This window comes from Hymenobacter sp. GOD-10R, assembly GCF_035609205.1.
Taxonomy (GTDB): domain Bacteria; phylum Bacteroidota; class Bacteroidia; order Cytophagales; family Hymenobacteraceae; genus Hymenobacter.
In genome coordinates, this window is record NZ_CP141184.1 from 3,606,291 (window position 1) to 3,630,816 (window position 24,526).

The 24,526-nt window shown below is 55.8% G+C and carries 14 protein-coding genes; 1 reads left to right on the forward strand and 13 read right to left on the reverse strand.

Annotated elements, in window-relative coordinates; all coding sequences use genetic code 11:
* Nucleotides 1-43: 43 nt before the first annotated feature.
* Nucleotides 44-1,294, forward strand: coding sequence for a T9SS type A sorting domain-containing protein (locus SD425_RS14375; protein ID WP_324670632.1), 1,251 nt, complete (start codon nucleotides 44-46; stop codon nucleotides 1,292-1,294).
* Nucleotides 1,295-1,389: 95 nt separating this feature from the next.
* On the opposite strand, the gene SD425_RS14380 is transcribed toward SD425_RS14375, so the two are convergent.
* The 13 genes from SD425_RS14380 to SD425_RS14440 all read right to left on the reverse strand — a co-directional run bounded on the left by SD425_RS14380 (nucleotide 1,390) and on the right by SD425_RS14440 (nucleotide 24,521).
* Nucleotides 1,390-1,794 (reverse strand): cupin domain-containing protein, encoded by a 405-nt coding sequence (locus tag SD425_RS14380; protein ID WP_324670633.1) that lies wholly within the window; start codon nucleotides 1,792-1,794, stop codon nucleotides 1,390-1,392.
* 233 nt (nucleotides 1,795-2,027) lie between these two features.
* A complete protein-coding gene (locus tag SD425_RS14385; protein WP_324670634.1) occupies nucleotides 2,028-2,627 on the reverse strand; it encodes a cupin domain-containing protein in 600 nt (199 codons plus the stop codon).
* Nucleotides 2,628-2,934: 307 nt separating this feature from the next.
* Nucleotides 2,935-5,571, reverse strand: coding sequence for a glycosyl hydrolase 115 family protein (locus SD425_RS14390; RefSeq protein WP_324670635.1), 2,637 nt, complete (start codon nucleotides 5,569-5,571; stop codon nucleotides 2,935-2,937).
* 12 nt (nucleotides 5,572-5,583) lie between these two features.
* Nucleotides 5,584-6,711: an endo-1,4-beta-xylanase gene (locus tag SD425_RS14395; RefSeq protein WP_324670636.1), complete on the reverse strand. Its 1,128-nt coding sequence runs from the start codon at nucleotides 6,709-6,711 to the stop codon at nucleotides 5,584-5,586.
* 164 nt (nucleotides 6,712-6,875) lie between these two features.
* Nucleotides 6,876-8,207, reverse strand: coding sequence for a xylose isomerase (gene xylA, locus SD425_RS14400; protein WP_324670637.1), 1,332 nt, complete (start codon nucleotides 8,205-8,207; stop codon nucleotides 6,876-6,878).
* Between the two features lie 30 nt (nucleotides 8,208-8,237).
* The gene (locus tag SD425_RS14405) at nucleotides 8,238-9,776 is read right to left on the reverse strand and encodes a xylulokinase (RefSeq protein WP_324670638.1); all 1,539 of its coding nucleotides are present in this window, start codon (nucleotides 9,774-9,776) and stop codon (nucleotides 8,238-8,240) included.
* A 490-nt stretch (nucleotides 9,777-10,266) separates the two neighbouring features.
* The gene (locus tag SD425_RS14410; protein ID WP_324670639.1) at nucleotides 10,267-12,453 is read right to left on the reverse strand and encodes a glycoside hydrolase family 3 N-terminal domain-containing protein; all 2,187 of its coding nucleotides are present in this window, start codon (nucleotides 12,451-12,453) and stop codon (nucleotides 10,267-10,269) included.
* A gap of 158 nt (nucleotides 12,454-12,611) precedes the next feature.
* Complete coding sequence (locus SD425_RS14415) at nucleotides 12,612-14,612, reverse strand: sialate O-acetylesterase (protein WP_324670640.1); 2,001 nt, start codon at nucleotides 14,610-14,612, stop codon at nucleotides 12,612-12,614.
* 13 nt (nucleotides 14,613-14,625) lie between these two features.
* Entirely contained in the window at nucleotides 14,626-16,254 is a 1,629-nt protein-coding gene (locus tag SD425_RS14420; protein WP_324670641.1) for a DUF5597 domain-containing protein, read from the reverse strand.
* A 124-nt stretch (nucleotides 16,255-16,378) separates the two neighbouring features.
* Complete coding sequence (locus SD425_RS14425) at nucleotides 16,379-18,118, reverse strand: RagB/SusD family nutrient uptake outer membrane protein (protein WP_324670642.1); 1,740 nt, start codon at nucleotides 18,116-18,118, stop codon at nucleotides 16,379-16,381.
* Nucleotides 18,119-18,249: 131 nt separating this feature from the next.
* Entirely contained in the window at nucleotides 18,250-21,405 is a 3,156-nt protein-coding gene (locus SD425_RS14430) for a TonB-dependent receptor (protein ID WP_324670643.1), read from the reverse strand.
* Between the two features lie 56 nt (nucleotides 21,406-21,461).
* The gene (locus SD425_RS14435) at nucleotides 21,462-22,265 is read right to left on the reverse strand and encodes a 3-oxoacyl-ACP reductase family protein (RefSeq protein ID WP_324670644.1); all 804 of its coding nucleotides are present in this window, start codon (nucleotides 22,263-22,265) and stop codon (nucleotides 21,462-21,464) included.
* A gap of 126 nt (nucleotides 22,266-22,391) precedes the next feature.
* Nucleotides 22,392-24,521, reverse strand: a complete 2,130-nt coding sequence (locus SD425_RS14440; RefSeq protein ID WP_324670645.1) for an alpha-glucuronidase family glycosyl hydrolase — start codon at nucleotides 24,519-24,521, stop codon at nucleotides 22,392-22,394.
* Between the last annotated feature and the right edge of the window lie 5 nt (nucleotides 24,522-24,526).

Here is a 24,526-nt window from a genome sequence, read left to right on the forward strand (position 1 = left end):
CTGAGATTTTTGCTCGGCTGATATTCGTGCTATCTTGAGCCATATGATCAGAAATATACTCCTACTTTGCCTGCCTTTATTAGTGGTCGGAGCACAAGTCAGCGCCCAAAACGGCTGCACCGATTCTAGGGCCTCCAACTACAGTGCAGGCGCAACAGTCAACGATGGTTCCTGCCAGTACACGGCTACCTCCACCTTGCTACTCACCAAAGCACCACTGCCGAGCGCAGTGATTGAAAGCTCCGGCTTGCAGTACACCGACCAGCGCCTGTGGACGTTCAACGATAGCGGCAACGACCCCATCCTCTATCGCCTCGACCCCAACCTAGCTACCATTCAGCAGCAGGTGCGCGTTAGCAATTTCATCAACGTGGACTGGGAAGATATTGCGGCTGATGCGCAGTACCTCTACATCGGCGACTTCGGCAACAACAACGGTGACCGGCGCGACCTGCGTATTCTGCGCGTCCGCAAAGCGGCCATCGGCACGGGTACCACGGAAGAGGTGGCGGCAGAGGCTATCCAGTTCAGCTACCCCGACCAAACCAACTTCAACCCCGGCACCAACAACCACAACTTTGATTGTGAGGCTTTTTTCTTCGCCAACGACTCACTGCACCTGTTCACGAAGAACTGGGCCGACCTGAAGACTACCTACTACACCGTGCCCGCCACGCCTGGTACGCACGTTGCTCGCCGCCGGGGTAGCTTCAACGTTAACGGCCTAATTACCGCCGCCGACCTCAACGCGGCCGGCACCGAAGCTAGCTTACTTGGCTACAACCAGAACACCGGCGCTACCTTCCTGTGGCTGCTATTCGATTTCCCGAGTACTAGCTTTTTGCAGGGCAATAAAAGGAGAATAGAGCTTCCGAACGCGCTGACCATCGGGCAGGCCGAAGGCCTCACGTTCACGAGTCGCTATACGATGTTGTTGTCCAACGAGCGGGTGTCGGTGGGGCCACTTACCATTCCGGCGCGACTCTACGAGCTGAACGCCAGTCAGTGGCTAGCCCCTGTTATCACCACGGCTAATAAGCAGTCGCAACTCAACAGCTTCACACTCTTTCCAAACCCTGCCAGTCGCACGCTACACATTCAGAGCCAGGAAGGATTTGCTCCTAATACCAGCGTTGTACTTCAAGACCTTCAAGGGCAAACCGTTTTGACCTCTACTCTTGCTTCCGGCAACCTCGATCATACCATTGACATTCAACCGGTTGCTGCAGGAACTTATTTACTAAGAATTCAGTCCGACAAAGTTGTTTTCGTAAGAAAACTAGCAGTACAGTGACAGTCAAAGTCAACCTAGCTTACACCTAGGCGGCTACGAGGTTAAGCTAGGTGCAGCCTGCTCGCCGTCTCGGATTCATGCGCTACACTCCCTGGTCAGTCCGGCTTCAAGGCGGGTCCTACGAATTGAGTGCCGTAGGATGCCGCCAGCGCTCTACGTCCCTCAACGCTTTGATCCTTCAGCTTGCTTGCCGTGCGAAAATACTCTTCCATTCTCGCGGCGGGTTGGTGCATCACAATTAAGCGGCCCGCGCCCTCGCTGGTTTTCACAAAGGCGTGCGCAGTGCCCCGCGGCACCAGCAACGTGTCGCCGACTTTTAAGCGCATTATCTCTTCTCCCGCCTGAAACTTGAACTCGCCCTCCAGCACCTGAAACCATTCATCACAGTTGTCGTGCTTGTGCAAAGCAGGACCTACTTTCTCGGGCCGGAGCGTGTCGAAAATCACACAACGGCCCTCCGTATCTTTCTCCGACACTTTGACCAAGAAAGTGGCATCCATAAATTGAAAAGGCGCATTTGCACGATCAGCTCCAGCGCGCACCAGCACACTCTTTTGGGGCAACAGTTTACCCTTAGCCCCCTGGCCTATACTTAGCCAAGATGGGCGGATGGAACTAGCTGGAACCACTAAAGCCAAACTGAGAAAATTGCGACGTTGCATAAGCACCAAAGGATATGAAATCAGACGATTACAGATAAGCATGCAACTCCAATAGGCTCAATGAAGGCTGATCAGTCAGGCGTTAGGGGCGGCCCCACGTAATGAATATCATGCGCCTCGGCTAGTGCCTGCCGGGCTTGTTGGCTTTGGTCGGCCATCTTGCTAGCCGTTCGGAAGAACTCCTCCATCGTACCAGCCGGCTGGTGCATCACAATCAGACGCGCAGTCCCTTCGCTCGTCTTGACAAAGGCATGCTGCATGTCGCGGGGTACCAGCAGTGTGTCGCCGGCTTTGAGCCGCATGAACTCTTCTCCCGCCTGAAATTTAAATTCGCCCTCTAGCACCTGAAACCACTCGTCGCAGTTATGATGGGTGTGCAATACTGGACCTACTTTCGCTGGCCGAAGTGTGTCGAAAATAACACAGCGACCCTCCGTATCTTTTCCCGATACTTTGACGAAAAAGGTAGCATCCAGAAATTTGAAGGGCTCATTCGAACGGTCGGCGTGGTCGCGCACCAAGACGCTTCTCTTAGGCGGCTCACTCCCTGGGCGTGCAGCGAACGCCCCCAACCAAGATGGCGCATACGGCCATACCGGCGCTACAGCAGACAGAAAAAGGAAGTCACGGCGTTGCATAGGCAATACGTTGGAGTACACGACGGCACGCATGAGCAATGTTTCAACTTACGGTACGGGCGTAGCAGCTCCCCTAGCTACTTTGTTACAATGTCGTGCTAATGGCAATTTCTGAATTTATCTGACCACAATCAATCACACAAACATGTGATAATGAACAAGCTACTTACTACTAGCTGATCAACTCTCGGACCCACTCTAGATTGAGAGATTTCCAGAGCCTAGGTAAACACAAGAACGTCCCGGTGAACTGGTCGAAGCATCTTTCCCAGAGTAGATGATTACTACTTTGGGAGATGCTTCGACCGGCTCACCGGGACGTTCTTGTGTTTGTAAGAAGTTAGCGCTTCCCTACACTACCCTTCGCCTCCGATGCGGGCGCTTTCGCACCAGCTGCTTTAGGGAAGTTTTCCGGCGGACCTAGGTAGCTAGGCTTCAGGCCACCCTGGTCGACTACTAACTTTTCTAGCACCACGCCGGCGTCCACGCGCCAAAACTTCAGCACATGCTCGCCGGGTTTGGCCAATGTATGTTGCGAGGTTTTGAGAATGATATTCTCCGCTACTGCTTTTTCCCAGGGCCGATTGCCATTGTCGGCGACCATGCCGGTATGCAGATTGATAATTTGTGGCGCTTCGTCATCAAACGACACGGCGTAGCGCAAGCCTTGACTGTTGGTGAAATCCAGCGTCGGAGCTAGGTAGGCCTGCACAGTTACGGGCCCAGCTTGGGCGAGCGAGATGCGATACTCCAAGTGCGGACTCGTGCCGCCCGGTGCAGTAGTGGGCGCGGCCGTAACCGGGAACGTGGTGACGGCGCCCGCCGTGCGACCTAGGTCGGGCAGACGCTGCCAGCTGATGGGGCTGGTATTTACCGCTTGGGTATAGTGCTCCGCATCAATCGAAACGAGTTGGTTGCTAGCATAGGGCACCGGAGCAGTTGGCTCCGCAGCAGCCGTGATTTTGTCCGGCGACAGAGTTACCACGTCCGGCATTTTGTCGATTGGTGGTTGCTGCCAATACGTATACCCAATGTGCGTTTGGTCCATCATGTGGTTCCACTTGCCCCCAGTTAACGAATGGTAATGATCTTTAATCGCTACATCCTTATCAAACAGGGCTTTCGCTTTGTCAGCAAGCGCATTGGTTGTAGAAGCGCCAGTCTTGGCGGCTTCGCGGTTGCGGGCGACAGTGTAATACAGCTCATTCAGGTTGGCGCACGCCTGCACAGGGTGCAACACCAACTCGAAATAGGCATCCCGACTGGCAGCGGGCAGCTTCTGGTTGATGGCTTCGGCGCGGGTTAGCAGTTGTTGATATTCGTTTACGACAGTGGCCCACTCGCCAGTAGCTAGGCTGTACGTATTGGCATCCAGCAGTTCGGGCTTGCGGCGGGCGTTGTACTTGGCGTACTTGGCCAGAATGTCGGCAATGTCGGCGGCGTGCTTCTCGCCGAATTGCTGCGCGGCCCATTGCTGGGTATACGCCGCCACTTGGTCCGCCTTGATGTTGTCGGGGTTCCAGGCGTAGTCGAGGAAGAAACTGATGGGCAGCTCTACTGGCTTCAGGTCGCCCACGTTCACAATCCAGATCTGGTCGACGCCGTACTCATAAGCTAGGTGCATTTGTTCCCAGATGCGTGGCAGCGGATTGGTATTGAGCCACTTGTAATTGCGCGGACCACCCACGTAGTCGAAGTGATAGTAAATACCGTAACCACCCTTCCGAGGCTTGTCACTTAGCTTAGGCAGCTTGCGGAGGTTACCCCAGTTGTCGTCGCAGAGCAGCAAGGTCACGTCGTCGGGTACGCGCATGCCTTTGTCGTAGTAGTCCTGCACTTCCTTGTAGAGGGCCCAGAGCTGCGGGGTTTGGCTAGCAGGCTTATGGGTTTCCTCGCCCAAGATTTTGCGCTGATCGGCCACAATTTTCTCCAGCAGGGCAATGTTGCTTCCTTCCGACATCGGCTCGTCGCCGTCGCCGCGCATGCCCACGGTCACGATGCTTTCGTGGGTGCCCATGTTCCGGATGCCTTGGCGCCAGAAGTTACGCAGCGTACTATCATTGGTCTGGTAGTTCCAAGCTCCCTTGCCGTAGCGCTTCCACTCCTGCTGAGCGCGGAGCATGGGCTCGTGGTGCGAGGTGCCCATCACGATGCCGTATTCGTCGGCTAACACTGGGCTCTGCTTGTCGTCGTCATTAAAGGCGTTGCCCCACATAGCCGGCCACAGGTAGTTGCCTTTCAAGCGCAATAGCAACTCAAACACATGCACGTACATCTTGGAGTTGATGCCGCCGAATTTTTCCTTCGCCCAGCCTGATAGCGCGGGCGCTTCATCGTTCAGGAAAATGCCCCGGTACTTCACCTTGGGCTCACCCTGTGTATGCCGCCCGGCTGATACGTACAGCGCCTGCTGCGGCTGGGTGGGCACGTCGGCCCACCAGTACCACGGCGACACGCCCATCTGCTGCGACAGGTCGTAGATACCGTAAATAGTGCCCCGCTTATCGCTGCCCGCAATAACCAAGGCCCGGTCTACACCTGGCATTGGCTTCTCCACGATCTGCTCGACAAACACCTCCCACTTACCGGCTACGTTCGACACATCAAGCTTCTTGTCGCGCACGAGCTGGTCGATGAGCGGGCTCTTGCCGATAGTACCGATCAGTACCACTTCTTTGCCCGTGGGCGCTTTATCAGTGGTCAGTGTAGGCGTGACCGTCGTCACGCGGTTGATATCCGTTTGCAAATCCTTCGCGGCTCGCAGCACGCCCGGCCAGTCGCTGGCGCTGGCGTAGAGCGGCGCGGCTTTACCAGCCGCTTCCAGTGTGAAGCTAGCTTTCTGCTTCTTCGACGTGACGTACGAGGTACCATCAATTGCCCACGCGGCCTGCGAGGCACTCACCGTGAAGCCCGCTACTAGCAGGAAAGTCAGAACTCTAAGCCGGGGCAACCACCGGCCAATACGTGACAGAACCATAAGTGAAGCTTGTTAAATTTTATCCTTCTTAACTGCTTGGAGCACTGCTTGAAGAGCAGGCTTGGGCTGGTAGGAGCGGTCAAATAGCAACGGGTAACTAGTACGACCTCGAATGGGCCAGTCGTTCAACCAGGAATCGGCATCGGTGACGCCCCACAGCGTAATGCGGTCAATCACGTCGCGGTGCTTGTGGAACAAGGCGAACAAGTCGGCGTAGCGCTGGGTGAGCTTCTGCTGCACCGAATCAGGTAGCCCGCTGGTGTACACGTTGTATTTCTCATCCGCGCTGAAGGTCTCGGCGATATCGGCGCCCTGACGCTTGCTAGGATTAGGCAATACGTCGATATCGAGCTCCGTGAAGTTCACATGGACCCCGAGCTTGGCAAAGGCCACAATGCTGGCTTCCACTTGCTCGATGCTCGGTTTGGTCAGCCCGTAATGGCCTTGCATGCCGATGGCGGTTACTTTGATGCCCTTAGCCTGTAAGCCTTTTACGAGCTTAATCACACCCTCGCGCTTCTCGGGACGATATAGGCTGTAATCGTTATAATACAACTGAGCTTTCGGGTCGGCTTTATGCGCGTACTCAAAGGCTTTGGCGGCGAAGTCTTCCCCTAGGATCTCCAGCCACTTGGTTTTGCGCAACTCGCCTTGCTGATCGTCAATGGCTTCGTTCACTACATCCCAGCCGCCGATCTTGCCTTTGTAGCGGCCAACAACGGTGTTAATATGCTCTTCCAAATGCTTTAGGAGCACTTCGCGGCTGGCGGGCTGGCCTTTTTCGTCCTCAAACACCCACTTAGGCGTTTGTTGGTGCCACATGAGTGTGTGGCCGATGATGAACATCTTGTTTTGCTGCCCGAAGGCCACGTAGTCGTCGGCGGGCTTGAAGTTGTACTTGCCGGGTTGCGGATGCACTGCTTCCCACTTCAGCAGGTTCTCGGGGCTGATGGTGTTAAACTGCTGCTTGATCAGCGCCGTAGCTTTGGCATCCTGGCCGCTAATCTGTCGGTAGTTGAGGGCCGCGCCGACATAAAAATCATCTTTGAACGTATCTTTCAGCGTGGGCGCGGACTTCTGCACAAAGCCTAAACCTAGGCCTGTTAGGGCAATATAAATCAGTTTTTTTTTGGCTCTCATGGTTGTGGTGGGTTGCGAAACAAAGTAGGTCGATACGCCCGCGAAGAACGATTCTATAGGAATGCGCCACGACGCGTTCCTATAGATCTAGACAACGCAAAAAAATAACTCCCCGTAATCAGCTGACTTACAGCTAATCACGGGGAGTTATATAAATTACTACCTTAGATGTACTGGTTGATGATGTTCTCCAACCACTCCTGCTTGCCGCTCTTCTGCTCCGGCTCGCCGTTGCTGAGAGCGTAGGTGCGCAGGTCCTCCAGCGTGAGCTGGCCGTCTTCGAAGGCTTTGCCCTGCCCGCTGTCGAAGGAGGCATAGCGCTGCTGACGGAACTGCTTGTAGGGCGACTTCTCCAGGATGTCGTTGGCGACCACCAGGGCCCGAGCAAACGTGTCCATGCCCCCGATGTGGGCCACGAAGATGTCCTCCAGGTCCGTGGAGTTGCGCCGGGTCTTGGCGTCGAAGTTGATGCCGCCGGGCTTGATGCCCCCATGCTCCAGGATGATGAGCATGGACTCGGTCAGTTCGTTGAGGTTGTTGGGGAACTGGTCCGTGTCCCAGCCGTTCTGGTAGTCACCGCGGTTGGCGTCCATCGAGCCCAGCATATTGGCATCGGCCGCTACTTGCAGCTCGTGCTGGAACGTGTGGCCCGCCAGCGTGGCGTGGTTCACCTCTAGGTTCAGCTGGAAGTCGTTCTCCAGGCCGTGCTCCTTGAGGAAGCCGATGACCGTGGCCGCGTCGAAGTCGTACTGGTGCTTGGTGGGCTCGGCGGGCTTAGGCTCAATGAAGAACTTGCCCTGGAAGCCTTGCTGACGCGCGTAGTCGCGGGCCATGGTGAGGAAGCGGCCCATGTGAGCCAGCTCGCGCTTCATGTTGGTGTTGAGCAGGGTCATGTAGCCTTCGCGGCCGCCCCAGAACACGTAGTTCTCCCCGCCCAGGGCGATGGTGGCGTCCAGCGCGTTCTTGACCTGCGTGCCAGCAAACGCGAGGGCCCCGAACTCAGGATTGGTGCTGGCCCCGTTCATGTAGCGCGGGTGGGAGAAGACGTTGGCCGTGCCCCAGAGCAGCTTCACGCCGCTTTCTTGCTGGTGCTCTTTGAGGTAGTCCACAATGGCCTGCAGGTTGCGCTCGTACTCGGGTAGCGAGGAACCCTCGTCTACTAAGTCGATGTCGTGGAAGCAGTAGTAGGGCGAGCCGATCTTGGTGAAGAACTCAAAGGCGGCATCGGCCTTGTCCTTGGCCCGGCCGAGGAGGTCGCCTTGTGCGTCCCAGGGGAAGTGCTTGGTGCCGGGGCCGAAGGGGTCGCCGCCCGTGCCGGTGAACGTGTGCCAGTAGGCCGTGGCGAAGCGCAGGTGCTCCTTCATGGTTTTGCCGGCCACCAGGCGATCAGCATCATACCATTTGAACGCGAGCGGGTTGTCCGACTCGCGGCCTTCAAACTTGATCTGCCCGATACCTTGAAAGAACTCGGTTTTGCTCAGGGTGATGGATGACATATTGTGTATGTAGTTGGGTGAGTTAAGTGATTAGCTGTTGGCTACTAGGTCAAGCTTGCGATCTGCCTGCTTTTGCTCGGCTGGGTCGAGTACCGTCTGCGTTAGTACGTCCTTCCAACGGGCGTAGGCTATCTGATATTTTTCCTGCAACTCCGGCGTTGGGGCGAGCGTCAGGATGCGCTCTAGGCCGATGAAGGCTTCAGCGGGGCTGGCATACACGCCTGCGCCAACGCCGGCACCGCGCGCCGCACCTTGGGCCGCGTCAGTGTTATAAAGCTCTAGCTCCACGTTGCCACTGTTCACAAACGCCTCGCGGAACAAGGGGCTCAGGAACATATTGGCGTTGCCGGCGCGCACCTTCTGTACCTGTACTCCCGACTCCCGCATGATGTCCATGCCGTAATTCAGGGCGAACACAATGCCTTCCTGCGCGGCGCGCAGCACGTGTGCCTGCGAGTGGATGTTAAAGTTGATGCCCGACAGGCTAGCATCCGTCAGTTGGTTCTCTAATACGCGTTCGGCCCCGTTGCCGAAAGGCAAAAACACGAGACCCTCCGCTCCTACTAGCGCCTGAGCGGCAAGCTGGTTCATCTGGTCGTAGGGCATCTCGCCGACTAACTTGCGCAGCCAGCTATTCAGAATGCCGGTGCCATTCACGCACAATAACACACCGTTGCGCGGGGCTTCGGCAGTATTGTTAACATGAACGAAGGTGTTGACGCGCGACTTTGGATCGGCCGTGGCGGTTTCGTTGATGCCGTATACCACCCCCGATGTACCTGCCGTAGCGGCGATTTCGCCGGGTTGCAATACATTCAGCGAGAAGGCATTATTGGGCTGGTCGCCGGCGCGGTAGCTGATGGGCGTACCCGCGTGCAAACCTAGCTCTTGGGCCGCTTCTGCCGTCAGTTGGCCTTGTACCGAGAAGGTATCTACTACTTCAGGTAGCAGCTCCTTGCTGATACCATAATAGTCGAGTAGATCCTGTGCTACGGCTTGCTGCTTGAAATTCCAGAACACGCCCTCCGACAAACCTGAGATGGTAGTTTGCAGGTTGTTGGTCATCTTAAAGGCGATGTAGTCGCCGGGAAGCTGGATCTTGTGGATTTGAGCAAAAAGCTCCGGCTCATTGTCTTTCACCCACTTCAGCTTGGAGGCGGTGAAGTTGCCGGGTGAGTTGAGAAAGTTGCTCAGGCAATACTCTTCGCCTAGCTGCGTAAACGCCTGATTACCTAGGTCTACAGCGCGGCTGTCGCACCAGATGATAGCCGGGCGCAGCACTTTGCCTTCTTTATCGACTAGCACAAGGCCGTGCATCTGATAGGTGATGCCAATGCCGGCTACCAACGACGTATCAAAGCCGTAGCTTTCCTTCAACTGATGCGTGGCATTGACAGCCTCTTGCCACCAGCGTTCGGGACGTTGCTCGGCCCAGTTCGGAAATGCCACCTCGATTTCCATTTCTTTTTTAGGCGACATGGCCGTGGCAAGAGCTTTACCGGTTTCGGCCGCCAGCAACGACACCTTTACCGAAGAGCTACCGATATCGTACCCGAGCAGGTATTTCATACTAGGTTGTGAGGCGTCTCAACGCCAGTGGTTGATGGGTGGTGGGAGTGATTTCGAACTAGTACTAAGAAGACAGCAAATACAAAAAATACAATACCATTATCTTTTGAAGGCTCAATACTAGAAAAGACCGGCCTTGCTGTTTTCAGTAAATCTATCTTGAAGGTAGCGGGTGTGATGTAGATCTAAAACCTTTGCAATCTTGCACAAGTGCTTCTTTCCGAAACAAACCTATCGAAACCGTCTCCGGAAACGGTTTCGATAGGTAAACCAGTGCAATATATTTTTGAAATTTTACCCTCTGCTTTTTCTTAGAAAAGTTAAAAACGAAGTACAATAGACCTGAACACGCGAGAGTCCTTCTTGGGTGAAAGGTCTTTTTGTCGAACAGCTTGCGAAGGCTCGTACCTTATACAGTGGTTTATTCCTTATTTATGTCCTGTTTTTATCTTACGAGCTAGCCGCAATATTGAAGCATTTAGCGTTCTGCTTAACGTACAGCCAGAATAGCCGCCGCCGCTTTGGCAGCTCCTAGGTCTTGGCTTCGCTGAGTGGGCAGCGAACCTCCAACCCACACCTTTACCGGCCCGGAAGGAGCTATTGATTCGCCCTTCTCATTGATGCGTGCTAGCATCTCAGGTGTTAGTGTGAACTTAACAGTGGTGCTAGCGCCCGGCTGAAGCTTTACTCGCTTGAAGCTTTTAAGCGCGTACAAAGGAATCTGAACGCCGGGCTGCGCCTGGTGTGTCACGTAGAGTTGCACTACTTCTTCACCTTCCATTTTACCGGTATTAGTAACCGTAGCTTCTACGTCAACTGGCTTGTTCTTCGCTACTTTTTTGGCCGATAGTTTCAAGCTAGGATACTCAAACTTGGCATAGCTCAGGCCATAGCCGAACGGGTACATGGGCTCCGCCTCTAGGTAGCGATACGTGCGCCCCTTCATGCCGTAGCTCTCGTAAGCTGGAAGTTGATCGAGCGATTTCGGGAAGGTGATGGGTAGCTTACCCGAGGGCGAGGCCTTGCCGAAGATAATATCCGCTACGGCGCTGCCGCCTTCCTCGCCGGGGTACCAAGCCAGCACGACGGCATCGGCTAGCTCGTGCACCTCGGCTAGGTTCATGGGGCTGCCGCCCGTCACGACAGCAACGATGGGGTGCTTGTTGTCTTTGCGCAGCTTACGCAGGAAGTCGATCTGGTTTTGGGGCAGGTTGTAGTCGAGCCGGTCGCCGGCGTGGGCGGAGGCAATGGATTCGCCCTCTTCGCCTTCCAGCAGGCCCGTAATACCCATTACCACGATAGTAGCATCCGTTACTTTGGCCTCGCCCGTGGTCCAGTCGATAGGGTTCACGTTGGGCCGGTCCAGTAGCATGCCTTGCTTGTATTCGATTTGGCTACCAGGCTGCACGCTAGCTACCAAGCCTTCCAGAATGGTCGTCATCTGGCCGTTCACGCCGTAGTAGTTGCCGAGCAATGCATCCACGCTGGTGGCGTTGGGGCCCGTCACGAAGTACTTACCTAGGTCGTTGCGCAGGGGCAACACGCCGTTGTTCTTCAACAGCACCACCGACTTCAGCGCGACTTCCTTGGCTAGCTGCCGGTGCGCGGGGCTGTTGATAACGGAGGTCGGAATCTTGTCGTAGGGCGTCGTTCCTTTCGGGTCAAACAGACCTAGCTTGAAGCGGGTGCGCAATAGCACGGCCAGGGAACTATCGAGTTGTGTTTCCTTCAGCATGCCTTGCTTTACCGCGCCTACTAGAGCCGTGTAGGTGTCACCGCAGTTGAGGTTTACGCCCCGCTGCAAGGCTAGCACGGCAGCTTCCGTTTGGGTTTTCACCACTTTGTGGCCCTGGTACAAGTCGTCGAGGGCACCGCAATCGGATACCACGTGGCCGCGGAAGCCCCACTCCTTTCGTAGCACATCTTGCAACAGGAAGGTGTTGCCGCAGCAGGGCTCCCCATTAGTGCTGTTGTAGGCGCACATCACGGCTTCCACGTTGGCCTTGACCAACGCGTGGAAAGCCGGCAGGTAGGTTTCGCGCAGGTCCTGGGGGCTAGCTTCGGCGTTGAACTCGTGGCGGAGCTTCTCGGGGCCGCTGTGCACGGCGTAGTGCTTGGCGCAGGCGGCCACTTTCAGGTACTTGGGGTCATTGCCTTGCAAGCCTTTCACAAAGGCCACACCCATGCGGGAGGTCAGGTAGGGGTCTTCGCCGTAGGTTTCCTGGCCCCGGCCCCAACGCGGGTCGCGAAAGATGTTGATGTTGGGCGTCCAAAAGGTCAGGCCGCCGTACTTCACGTAGTGGTTCTGGGCAATGGCCGCGTTGTACATGGCGCGGGCCTCGTCGGAAATGGCGTTGGCTTCGCGCTGGGCTAGGTCGTCGTCGAAGGTAGCTGCGAGGCCAATGGCTTGCGGGAATACGGTAGCAGGTCCGGAGCGGCCCACACCATGCAGGGCTTCGTTCCACCAGCTATAGGCCGGAATGTTCAGCCGCTGAACCGGCGCGCTCTGGTCGAGCATCTGCGCCACCTTCTCCTCCAGCGTCAACTTAGAAATAAGGTCATTGACCCGAGCACTGAGCGGCTGATTGGGATTAAGGTACAAGGCCTGCTGCTGGGCTTGCGCCTTGGGCAAGCTTAATAAAGCCACAACAGCGGAAAGAAGTAGACGGTTTTGCATGCGGTGGGAGGTGAAAGAACAGCGAATTAGGTTGGTAGTGGACAGGAGCAGCAATGTGTCATTCCGAGTGAAGCGAGGAATCTGAGCTTATCGATTAGCCTACTAGAGCTTATCCTATTTACTCAAATTCCTCGCTTCACTCGGAATGATACAGTAAGCTAGCTTTTTGGGCTAGCAATATCAGCTTGGAAGGTAGAAGCGGGCAGCCCTTCCTGGTTGTAGAGCTTAGTGCCTTCGGGATTATCGGCCCAAGCGTAGCGCACGGATACAGGCTGCGCTACCTGGTCACTCCAGATAACGACCTTGTTCCCTTCAATTTTGGCGTTAGCCCACACGTACTTCTTATCGGCACCGGCCACGGCGAAGTATTGCAACTCGCCGCCACCTTTGGCTACTAAGCCGCTACCAGTGTTGGAGAAAGTGAGCGTCACTTTGTTGCCATTCACTTGCATATCCTGGTACAGCGGGCCTGAAGCTACCACCTTCTTATCAGCGTAGGCCACTTTCTCGGCCGCCAAAACGAGGCGATGTCCCACCGTTTGCTTGTCGAGGGGGTGAATGTCATTCCACTCGCCCACGTCGAGCAGCACAGCCATACCCGTGTGCGGCACGGCCAGCGTACGACGCTGCGCATCGCGCAATGCGGCCCAGCCACTCTCGCTAGGCTCTTTTTTCACCGCCATGAAGTTTGGTAGCTGCGCATAGATGAAGGGCAATGTCGGCTGCTTTGTCTGTGTCCGCCAGTCATTGATGAGGCTAGTGAGCAGGGCTTGATAATCTTCCGGGTGGCCGGCATTCGACTCTCCTTGGTACCACAGCACGCCCTTCACGGCGTAGGGTATTACCGGCGCAATCATACCGTTGTAGAGCCCACCGGGTTGGTACTGGAAGGTAGTGGTACCCGGCGTAGGCGGCATGGTAGCACCTAGCTTGTACTGCCAAGGCCCGCGCAAGTCAAGCGTCTGGCCGCCGGCCGTGAGTTGGTAATTCTTACCCATTGTGAAGCCGCCGCGCCCACCGTTGCTGATGAGGCGTATCACTATCACGTTCTTACCCGCCTTGAGCACGCCCGGTTTGAAGTCGTACTTGCGCGGCGGATACTGGTAGCCCGTGGTGCCCACTAGTTGGCCGTTGATGTAAGTGGAATCGGCGTCGACCAGCGTACCGAGCTCCAAGCGGCCAGCTTGCCCCACCATGGCGGCGGGCACCTCGACTTCTTTTCTAAACCACATGACGCCATTCACCGGCCCCAGGGGTGTTTGGTTGGCCCAGTAGCCGGGCACCTGCATGGTGGGCCAGCCGGCAGCGTTGTAGTCAGCCGCCGACCACTTGGGCTGGCCAGGCTGCTCACCTAGGTCGGTTTGATGCAGGCGCTTGTACCAGTCGGCTACGGCGGCGCCTTCGCGCTGCTTGATACCCGCTACCAGGGTACTGTCTTTGTACTTGGCCCCCTGTTGCTCGTAGGTGGGGAACTGCTTTAGCGCATCGGCGCTCAGCCAGGCCTCGGCCGGTGAGCCACCCACCGCATCCTTTATTATTCCCACCGGCACCTGGTACTTGGCGCTGATTTCTTTGGCAAAGAAGTACGCCACCGCTGAGAATTGCAGGATGCTCTGCGGATCGACGGCTACCCAGGAGCCACCCGTTACATCAGCTTTGGGACCACTGAAGGCATACGTCAACGGTACGTTGAACTGACGGATGCGTGGATTATTGGCCTGGGCTACTTCCTGCGGATACTTGTCGCGCACGCGGCTCATGGGCGTTTCCATGTTCGATTGCCCCGAGCACAGCCACACGTCCCCTACCAGCACATCTTTGACCGTGAGATGGTTGGTACCAGCAATTTCCATCTGGAACGGACCTCCGGCTTTCTGGGCAGGCAGATTAGCCCGCCACTTGCCGTCGGTGCCGGTGGTGGCGCGGTAGGTTTTCCCATTAAACGTAAGGGTCACCTTCTCGCCCGGCGCTCCCCAACCCCAGATAGCTAGGTTAGCGTCGCGCTGCAATACCATGCCGTCGCTCACGAGGCGTGGTAGGCGCACTTCTGCCGAGCTAGGTTGCGCAGCAAGGAGCAAGCCCCCGGTTATGGCGAATAGGAAAGAACGCGCGGTCCGTGCATTACGGGCGGGCGCTGTGCTGTTTTGGTTCTTGGTCATGCGTTGTCTCGCACTAGTAAGCATAAAGTTTGACTCGCTGAATACTGTATTCTTCGCCCGGTATCCGCACGTGGCGGCCCTGGTGGTCCTCGTCGCCGTTCATGCGGCGACCAGCTACCCACTTCTCCCCTTCAAAGTGGCCTTCATCGACACTCACGTAACCAGCGCGCTTGCCTTTAGCAGTCGGCTCGCAGGTCAGTACGATGCCCGTGCCCACAACGTAAAACTCATCGGGCGCTACCGCAATGATGAGGCCGCCGCCCGGCGACCAGGTGGGCTTTTTAGCTCCCAATGACCATCCTAGGGTGTATTCGTGCTTGGCGGTGAGGCGGTAGTCGCCGAGCGTGGTGGTACGAGCGGCCGAGTCCTTCTCTAGCAGGAAACCCCGCACTTGATTTTGAGGCTGGTGCTTAGCTACCAGAAAGCTTACTTGCTGTATCAGCTCGTAAGCCTTGCCAATGGGCGCGCCTTTCAGGGTATCGCTGCCTTCAATGGCAAAAGGAGAGAACGATAGACAGTTGTAGTTGCCAAAGGCAAAGAGAGCCTTCGCTGCTACTCCATCCTCGAAGCGAATTTCAGGAATGAATAATGGATTTGCACCGCGCGTGTAGAGGTCGCACCAGTGTTGAAAGTTTGGGTTGTAGAAGTCAGGAGCTAGGATGTCGATGGCGGGGGCACCAGCTAGCCATACATCCATGATGTGCGGCAGCGGTCCGGCACTCGGGTATTTGCCGGGCGCTACGCCCGGCCGATTCAGGGCCGCATTCACGTACATGGGCAGCGGGTACGCCGCTTTACCGGCTGCGGCCACCGCATTGGTATAGGTGGCGTAGAACCAAGCCATAAAAATCTCGTCGGTAGCTAGGCCTTTACCGAACACTTCTTCCCAGGTGCCTTTGGTTTTGGCACCCTGGAGCTGCCAAACGGCCGCAAATTCTGGTTTCAGACTTTTCCGCTCGCGCTGCATGTAGGTAAGCAGTTGAGCTGGTACCTGCTGCTTAAAGGCAGTGTTGGCGCGCTCATCGTAGCTGCGGGCCGTGGGCAACATGCCTATCTCGTTTTCCACTTGCACCGTTACCACAGTGTGCTGCTGGCCATCGGCTTCTTTTAGGTGCTGCATGAGGCGCACGAAAGCCTTGCGGTCGGCTTCCAGGTTGCGCGGCTCGAAAGGCGTCATAATCTCCTGAGCTACGCCTTTATCATCTTCCACGCGTGGGAAACGCTTTGAGTCCGTTTTCACCCAGGCTGGCGCGTAGCACGACATGCTGTTCTTCCAGGCGCCGAACCACAGCAGCACCAGCTTCATGTTGTTCTTGCGAGCATCGCGCAATAAGTCGTCGACCAGCGTAAAATCGAACTTACCTTCCGTGGGCTCCATCAGCTCCCAATACACAGGCGCAATGACGGTGTTCAGGTTCATAGCCTTCAGCTTGGGCCAGAAAGGCTGCATGTAGGCAGTACTGGAAGCCGTGGAGTTACCTAGCTCCCCGCCGAGCACAAAGAAGGGTTTATTATCAACCAGCAGTTGGGTGCTGGTGCCGTTCTTCACGAGGCGCGGCGTGCCGCTAGTGGCGGTTGACTGCGCCTTGGCTGCTACTATGCTTAGAAAAAACAGGTAAACCAGTAGGTGCTTGATTCTCATCGAACTATAATAACTCTTGTACAAAACGACGGTAGGTGTGGGCGGAACGAGCTAGCTACGATGATGCAGCCGAAAAAGCGGAACGGCCAGCATAACTGGCCGTTCCTGAGGAAATAAGAGCAATTTAGTATCCCGTATTCTGGGTAATCTTGCCACCAGTACGGTCAATTTCCGTCTGTGGAATGGGGCGCAATACGTGGTAGTCTTTGATGTTTATGGCAGCGTTGGAGCCATAAATACCTGTGGCAAGACGCGTAATAGGCGGGTTGTAAAGCTTTACTCGTTCTATCAGCTTACCAGTGCGCTTTAGGTCATACCAACGCGTCAGTTCACCACATAGCTCGCGTGCACGCTCATCTAGGATGAAGTCGATGTTTATCCGGTTGGCCGTAATTTCCATTTGCGTGGCTTTGCCAGACGCTGCTGCACGCCGCCGCACTACGTTGATGTAGTCGCGAGCCTGGGTAGAATTGCCGAGATAGAAGTAGGCCTCGGCCGCAATCAAATACGTTTCGGCTAGGCGATATACGATATTCGGACGAGTCGAGAAACCTTGAAACGACGTACGGTTCCGCGAATCAAACTTGTTGAGGGTCGGGAAGAACTCCGTGGTGTATTGGCTCGGTTGGAAAACCCGGTACGCGACGGGCTTGCGGTTAGCAATGCGCGTTAGGACGGCTGCTGGTAACTCACGACCAGGATACCAAATAGAGGTATCGCCTGCTACTGCGCTAGCGCTTCCCCCGTTGGCACCGGGCGAATTAACTAGGTAAACCGTCGTGAACCACTTACTGTAACGGGCGTCTGTGGTGCGCAACTGGGTTTGTGTTTCCAACGCGTTGCCATTGGCGTCACGCAAGATGTAAGCGTCTTCCAGGTAGTGCGTTAAGCTATGCCGAGCGAATGGACGGCCGTAATTAATATCACGGGTCATGTTCGGTAAAATATCATAACGGCTGTGGAAGTTGAAGGCCGCTATATTCTCTCCACCGAAGGTAAAGCCATCAATGCGCGAGAAGCTGGCGTCACCGTTGAATTGCGCATTGAAGATGACTTCTTTGCCATTTTCGTTGCCTTCAGCAAACACAGTAGCTGGGTCAGCTTCTAGGCCCAAGCCGTAGCGGCTTTGGTTGTCAATGAGTTCCTTGGCAAACTTAGCGGCATTGGCGTAGTCGTCTCCTTGCTTAGCCGTCGAGGTGGCCCGTTCCAGATACACCTTCGCCAGCGTGTGCAGGGACGTGGCGCGCGTTACACGGCCAGGTTGGGCCGGTTTGTCAGCAATGTTGTTCATAGCGTCCGTGAGGTCCGCAATGATGGCATTGTACACTTCTGCCTGCGGCGCCCGGCTGATATCCTTGGTAGGCGCGTCAATAAAGCTCAGCATCAGCGGCACGTCGCCAAAGTGCCGCACTAGCAGAAAGTAGTAGGTTGCCCGCAACAGTTTTGTTTCTGCTACCAGCTGCTTCAAACGAGCCGGGTCCATACCCTGCACAGTGGCCGAGTACTGCAGCACGCCGTTGGCGTTGTTAATCTGCTGATAGCACACCTGCCAAAGGAAGGAGGTAGACGTCGCGTTGGCTGGGGTAAGGTCGTTGGGATTATAGTCGTTCAGCCCGCTACTAGACGAAATGCCATTGGTCCACAGGTCAGTTCCGGCCTCCGTGGAAAAGAATGCTGCGTCGTTGCCGTAGATCTGTCGCAGGCCCGAATACACTCCTGTTACACCTGCTTCTATACCTTGGGGCGTCCCTAAGAAGCTAGGAGTTGTTATCGATTGTGGGTTTTCGTCTAGGATGTCCTTGTTGCAACTCGCACCAGCGAAGAGCAAGGAGGTTCCTAGCGTAACTATTACTAATTTTTTCATATAGAAGTAGCGCAATGCGCTGAAAAGTTAAGGAGGTTGACCAACTGATAAAATGAGGGGTATCTGAGTAACCGAGTGCTAGGTGTTGTATGTTCCTTAGCCACTCAGTTACTCAGCTACTTCGTCCTGTCTTAGAAGCCTAGGTTGAGGCCTACAATGAAGGACCGCGTGAAAGGATAGTTCACGCCGTTACCACCAGACGTGCCACCGCTCGTGTTGTTGGGGTTACCGCCGGTGAAGGCAATACCGCCAGGCTGGCTTGCGTCGAGGCGCGTCGAGTAAGACAAGGCATCGGGGTCGATGGCTTTGTTAGCCTTGAAGAACGGATCCTTTGCCCAGAGCAGGGGGTTTTGCACTTGCACGTAAACACGTGCATTGCTCATGAAAGCTCGCTTCGCCCAAGCGGTTGGCAGTGCATAACCTAGGTCAATGCTACGCACTTTGATGAAGGTACCGTTCCGGTATGCCAAGGTCTGTCCGTACGTGGGCCACTCGGTTGCGCGGGAGGACTGGTCAGGCTGCGGGTACTCGTTGCTGGGGTTAGTGGCCGTCCAGTAGTTCAGGTTCACCTGGTTGCGCCGCCCCGTGTTGGTGGTGAAGTAGTTCGGCCCGAACAAGGTCGGATCCACCACCGTCGCCCCGACCCGCGTCAGCGCCACCAGCGTCAGGTCGAAGCCTTTGTACTTGAAGCGGTTGGTCAAACCCGCCTCGAACTTGGGCTGGCGGCTGCCTACAATCACGCGGTCATTGGAGTTGATCACCCCATTGTTGTCCACATCAGCCACCTTGATCTGCCCGGGCTTGGAGTTGTACTTCTTGGCCTGGTCAGCTTCCGAGGTTTGCCAGATGCCGAGCTTCTTGTAGTCATAGAACACGTACAAGGGCTGGCCGATGAAGCGCTGGTTGCCGATGTCACTGAGCTTGTTGCCGCTGGCATCGTTCAACCCCAGGTCCAGTACCTTCTCCCGGTTCACGGTGAAGTTCCAGTCCGTGCTCCATTCGAAGCCGCTTGTGGTCCGCACGTTCACCGTAGAGAGTGACACCTCGATACCGCGGTTTTGGGTCTGACCCACGTTGCGCACGTAAGAGCTATAGCCGCTGGCCGTTGGTAGCGCGTCAGGCAGCAACAGGTCGCTGGTGCGCTGCTGATACACTTCCACCGAACCCGTGATACGGTTTTGCAGGAAGCCGAAATCCAAGCCAAAGTTGGTCGTCGTTGTGTATTCCCAGCCTAGGTTGCCGTTCGGGATGCTGTTCGGTACTACGCCTACTGCGCCAGTCGCGCCGTAGTTATAGTAGCCGTTACCGATGCCCGAGCCTAGCGCTCCGAGAGTCTGGTAAGGGTTCACCGCTGTGCTACCCACGCGGCCCAAGCTAGCCCGGAACTTCAGGTTGCTAAGCCACGCCTGATCTTGCAGGAACGACTCATTGGCAATGTTCCACGCTACGGCTGCAGAAGGGAAAGCCTTGTACTTATTGCCTGGCGCCAAACGCGAAGAGCCGTCAACGCGCACGGTTAAGGTAGCCGAGTAGCGGTTATCATAGGCGTAGTTTGCGCGGCCCATGTAGGAGATAATATCCCAACGCTGCTGACTGCTGCTAGCCGAGCTAGGCGTACCAGCACCTAGGTTATTGTATAGCTGGTAGTTAGCCAACAAATTACGAGCTCCAACGCTAGAGTTATCGAAGCGGTAGCCCTGCCAGCTGTATAGGCCCGTAAAGTTCACATCGTGCTTACCGAAGCTGCGGTTATACGTCAGGATGTTTTCGGTCAGCAGGTTGAAGGCTAAGTTAGACGAACGCGAAGCCGTGCTCTGTCCTCCGCCGTTTTGCGGGGTGTATGAAGCGTAGAAGGTGCCGTTGTTCTCGGAGCGCACATCCAGACCTAGGTTCAAGCGGTAGTCTAGGCCTTTCAGAATGTTTACCTGCCCGTATAGGCTGTTGAAGGTACGGATCCGGCGACTCTGGTCTTTGTGCGCGTTATCGGCGTACAAGGTGAGCGGGTTCGATCCGGCCGTGTCTCCGTTCGGGTACAGAACCTGATTGCCGTTAGCATCCGTAGTAGAAGCCAGCGGGCTAGTTGTCAAAATCTGGTTTAGAATGCCGACGTTCGGGTCGTCCGACACGTTGAACGTGTTCAGCGTGTTCACCCCAACTTTCACCCGTTTGCCAATTTGTTGGTCAAGGGTACCACGCAGCGAATAGCGCTGGTAACGTTGTACGGGGGTAATGCCCGTTTCGTCGTAGTAGCCTAGCGAGGTCGAGTACTGGGTTTGGTCCGTACCACCCGACACGCCAATAACGTGGTTTTGGATGTGCCCCTTTTGGAAGAGCAGTTTCTGGTAGTCCGTCGTGCGACCAGCGGCGTAGTTAGCTCGTTCGTCGTTCGTGAGGAACGTAGTAGCCGTGTTGGGGTCGTAGTTCGCGTTCTGCGCCCGGTAAGCTTCGAGGCGGTAGTTGTAGTACTCCTGCCCGTTCTGCAAATCGTAAAGGCCATACGCCTTTTTCGTGCCGTAGTAGCCGCTGTAGGTAGCGCGGGGAGCACCCGATTTACCGCGCCGAGTGGTAATCAGGATAACGCCGTTGGCACCACGAGCACCGTAGATAGCCGTCGAAGAGGCGTCTTTCAGCACTTCCAGCGACGTAATATCGTCCGGGTTCAAGTCGTTGAGGCTACCGTCGAAGGGTACGCCATCTACTACCAGCAGCGGATCGTTGCTACCCGAGATAGAGCGGTTGCCCCGGATACGAATAACTGGGCTCTGACCAGGCGTAGTGCTGGAGTTGGAAATCGTAACACCGGCCGCGCGACCTTGCAGGGCCTGACCAACGTTAGCCACCGGCACATCCCGCAGTTGTTCTTCCGTAACCGACGAAATAGCGCCCGTTACCTGGCTCTTCTTCTGCACACCGTAGCCCACGACCTGTACTTCATTCAGAGCGGTGGTTTCGGTAGCTAGCTTCACATCGAGCGAAGTGCGGCTGCCCACCGCAACTTCCTGCTTCAAGAAGCCAATCGAGCTGACAACTAAGATTGTGTTATCGCTGGGCACTGCTAGGCTGAAGTTACCGTTGGCGTCGGTGCCGGTGCCTTGGCTCGTGCCTTTCACCACAACCGTTACCCCAGGTAGACCTTCGCCATTCGTGCTCGTAACCCGCCCCGTTACGGTGCGTCCCGTTTGCGCCATCACCAACGTGGGGGTGAGGCCGAGTAATGATAAAACTACTGCGCCGCGCGCCACTGGTTGCCCGAAGCGGAGCATAGCAGCATATAGAGGTGCTTTCATAATAGGTGGGAAATGTTTTGTGGGAAAAACTCTTGACTGTGGGAAAAATTCTTAACCTAAAAACCAATTGAATTGCCGCCATCAACTGGCAGCGAGGCACCCGTGATGTAACGGGCGGCATCGGAGGCAAGGAACACGGCCGCGTGGCCGATGTCTTCGGGTTTGCCGAACTTACCCATAGGCGTGCGGCGCATGGCTCGGTCGCGGCGTTCGGGGTCGTTGTTCATGGCCGTGCGGCTCATTTCTGTTTCGATGAAGCCGGGGGCAATGGCATTCACTCGCACGTTGGCGCCCGAAAATTCGGAGGCGAGCACCTTTACCATGCCTTCTACCGCCGACTTGGAAGCAGCGTAGGCTACTACTCGGTCGATGCCGTAGTAGGCGGCCATCGACGAAATCATCAGGATGACGCCGCTCTTACGGGCTACCATCTGCTTGGCGCAGGCCCGTGTGAGGGAAAACACCGAGTTTAGGTTAGTGTGAATAATACGATTAAACTCTTCGTCGGTCACTTCCAGCGCGGGCTTTTTCATGTTGATGCCAGCGTTGTTCACCAGAATATCGAGTGGCCCCCAGGCATCCTCGATCTGCTTCACCAAGCCCTCGAGTGAACCTAGCTCACCCACATCGTTGATGAGGTATTCGGCCGAAGTACCTAGCCCCTCAACGGCATCTTTCAGCGGCTGTTCGCGCCGCCCCGTGATAACCACACGAGCACCCGCCTGTACCATACAACGGGCAATTTCCAGACCGATGCCGCTACCGCCGCCCGTAATCAGAGCGAGTTTACCCTCCAGGGAAAAAGGGTTTGGTTGCGTCATCGTATCGGTGTGGTTCGTATGATTTTCGAAGTGCTCCATGTCGGTATGCTATTCAATTAAAATGGGTGTTCAATTCTCGGGCAGGCTTTACCTGCAGCCAGCTTTTGGTTCGCCTAGTGCGTTTGCACAAGAGTTATTCTGAAGGAGGTCAGTTGCTAAAGCGGCTTACCGCATCTGGTAGATATCCACGATCTGCTTCACGGCTTCCAGCGAGCGTTCGGGTGGGGCAAAGGGAGCCGGAATCGGCTGCTTGGCGAACGTTTGGAAGTAGAGCACGCAGGCATCGCGCCACCAGATGGCTTCTTTGTGTTGCGCTTGGAGGCGAGCAGCCACATCGGCGTACAGGGCCGGGTCAACGGCCGGTTTCACTTGGGTCCATTGCTGCTGCATCCACACCACCGAGTCGGCGCCGGTGTAGTAGCGGTAGCAGAGCTCGTTCCAGAGCGTGCGGCCGGTGCTGAGCGGCTGCTTCCACGGCACGTGGTGGAACCACAGCAAGTAATTGAGCGGACAGGTTTTGGCGTCACCCCACATTTGCTGCACTTCAGGCTTATACAAGCTAAGTGCATTGCTGCCCTTGGCCGTGCGGTCGAAACCTAGGCCGATAGAGTCGGCTTTGTGATAATACACCGCGGTCCAGTCGGGGCGGGCACTTTTAGAGAGCCACGGCTCGGGGCCATAATGCACCGTTTGCCCCATGATGTGGTGTAGGCCGAGCGGCATGGTGTAGCGCACATAGATGTCGCGCGATTTTACCAGCAGATTCGTGATCGTACTCACTGCCTTCGGCTCGCTTGTCAGCGTCATTCGGGTCCATTCCTTGGCAAGTGCTTCCGACGACAGCGTGTGGTCCCAAGCTAGGCGGCCGTAGGCGTACCAGTTGGCTTGCCCCATCGGGTGCCCAGTCCAGTTGCGGTCGGAGCCGATGTTAGCCACACCTGCAATACCGCTGATCTGGTGATTGTCAACGCTGCCATCGACCACCTTGGCTACCGTCGAGCCTTTGCCTTTGGAATATGTATCTGTTTCTAAGCACTCTTTAATAAGTGGGCCTAGGTACACCATGTGCGTAGCAAAACCTAGGTACTCCTGCGTGAGCTGCACTTCCAGCACGAGCGGCGTGCTTGGCATTGCACCAAACAGCGGGTGAAATGGCTCCCGCGCCATAAAGTCAATGGGACCGTTCTTAACCTGTACTAGTGCTTTGGCCGCAAACTTCCCATCTAGTGGCTTAAACTCCTCATAGGCTTCCTTGAACCGGTCGCCGTTGGAGTTGGCTTTGTACACAAAGGCCCGCCACATAACGATGCCATCGTGCTGACCTAGGGCTTCGGTGAGCATGTTGGCTCCCTCCGCGTGGTTGCGGCCGTAATCTTGCGGGCCGGGCTCCCCTTCCGAATTTGCTTTCACCAGAAAGCCTCCGAAGTCGGGAATGGTCTTGTAGATTTCGTTTGTTTTGTCGGTCCACCAGCTGCGCACTTTCGGATCGAGCGGATCGGAAGTAGGCAGGCCACCCAGCGTTTTGGGCGCTGCCCAAAATACCGATAAGTACACCCGAATACCGTAGGCCCGGAACACCTTAGCTAGCGCTGCCACTTTGCGCAAATACTCTGGTGTGAGATACCGAGCACTGGCATTCACGTTATTGATTACCACACCGTTAATCCCGATTGAGGCATTTGCGCGGGCATAGTCCTGGTAGCGCGGATCAAGTAACTCCGGTAGTTCGTACCACTTCCAGATAGAAGATCCGGCGTAACCGCGCTCTACGGTACCATTGGGGTTGTCCCAATGATTCAGCATGCGATACTCGATTTTGGGGGTACTCGTGAGAGCTAGGTTAGCGAGCGACTGCCGGGTTTGGAGTTGGCGCAACAGGGCAAACGTGCCATAGAGCACCGCCGCATCCGTTGGGCCGGCAACTACTACATTTCCCTTCTCCGAGCGAAGGCTATACCCCTCTTTGCTTAGCTTCTTGAGCCGATCGTTTGCGGTAACGTTTGCAGCTGAATTAACGCGCAAAATGATTCCGCCTTGCTTTTTGGCGGGTCCTGTCAGCACCGAAACTGGCTGCCCTAACAGGCCTTTCAGGCCAAGTTGCAGTTCTTTTACTGCTGATTGTAGCACAGGCGACGAAGCACCTTCAATGGCGATAAACTGCGTCGCCTGCTGATAGGCTTTGCGCTGAGCAGCATCTTGAATCAAATCATACTTCAGCCACAATCGGTAGCCGTCGTCGGCCACACTACGGTGCGCTCCAACGACAAGCAACAGAAATAATAGCGAACGAAGCACGGTAG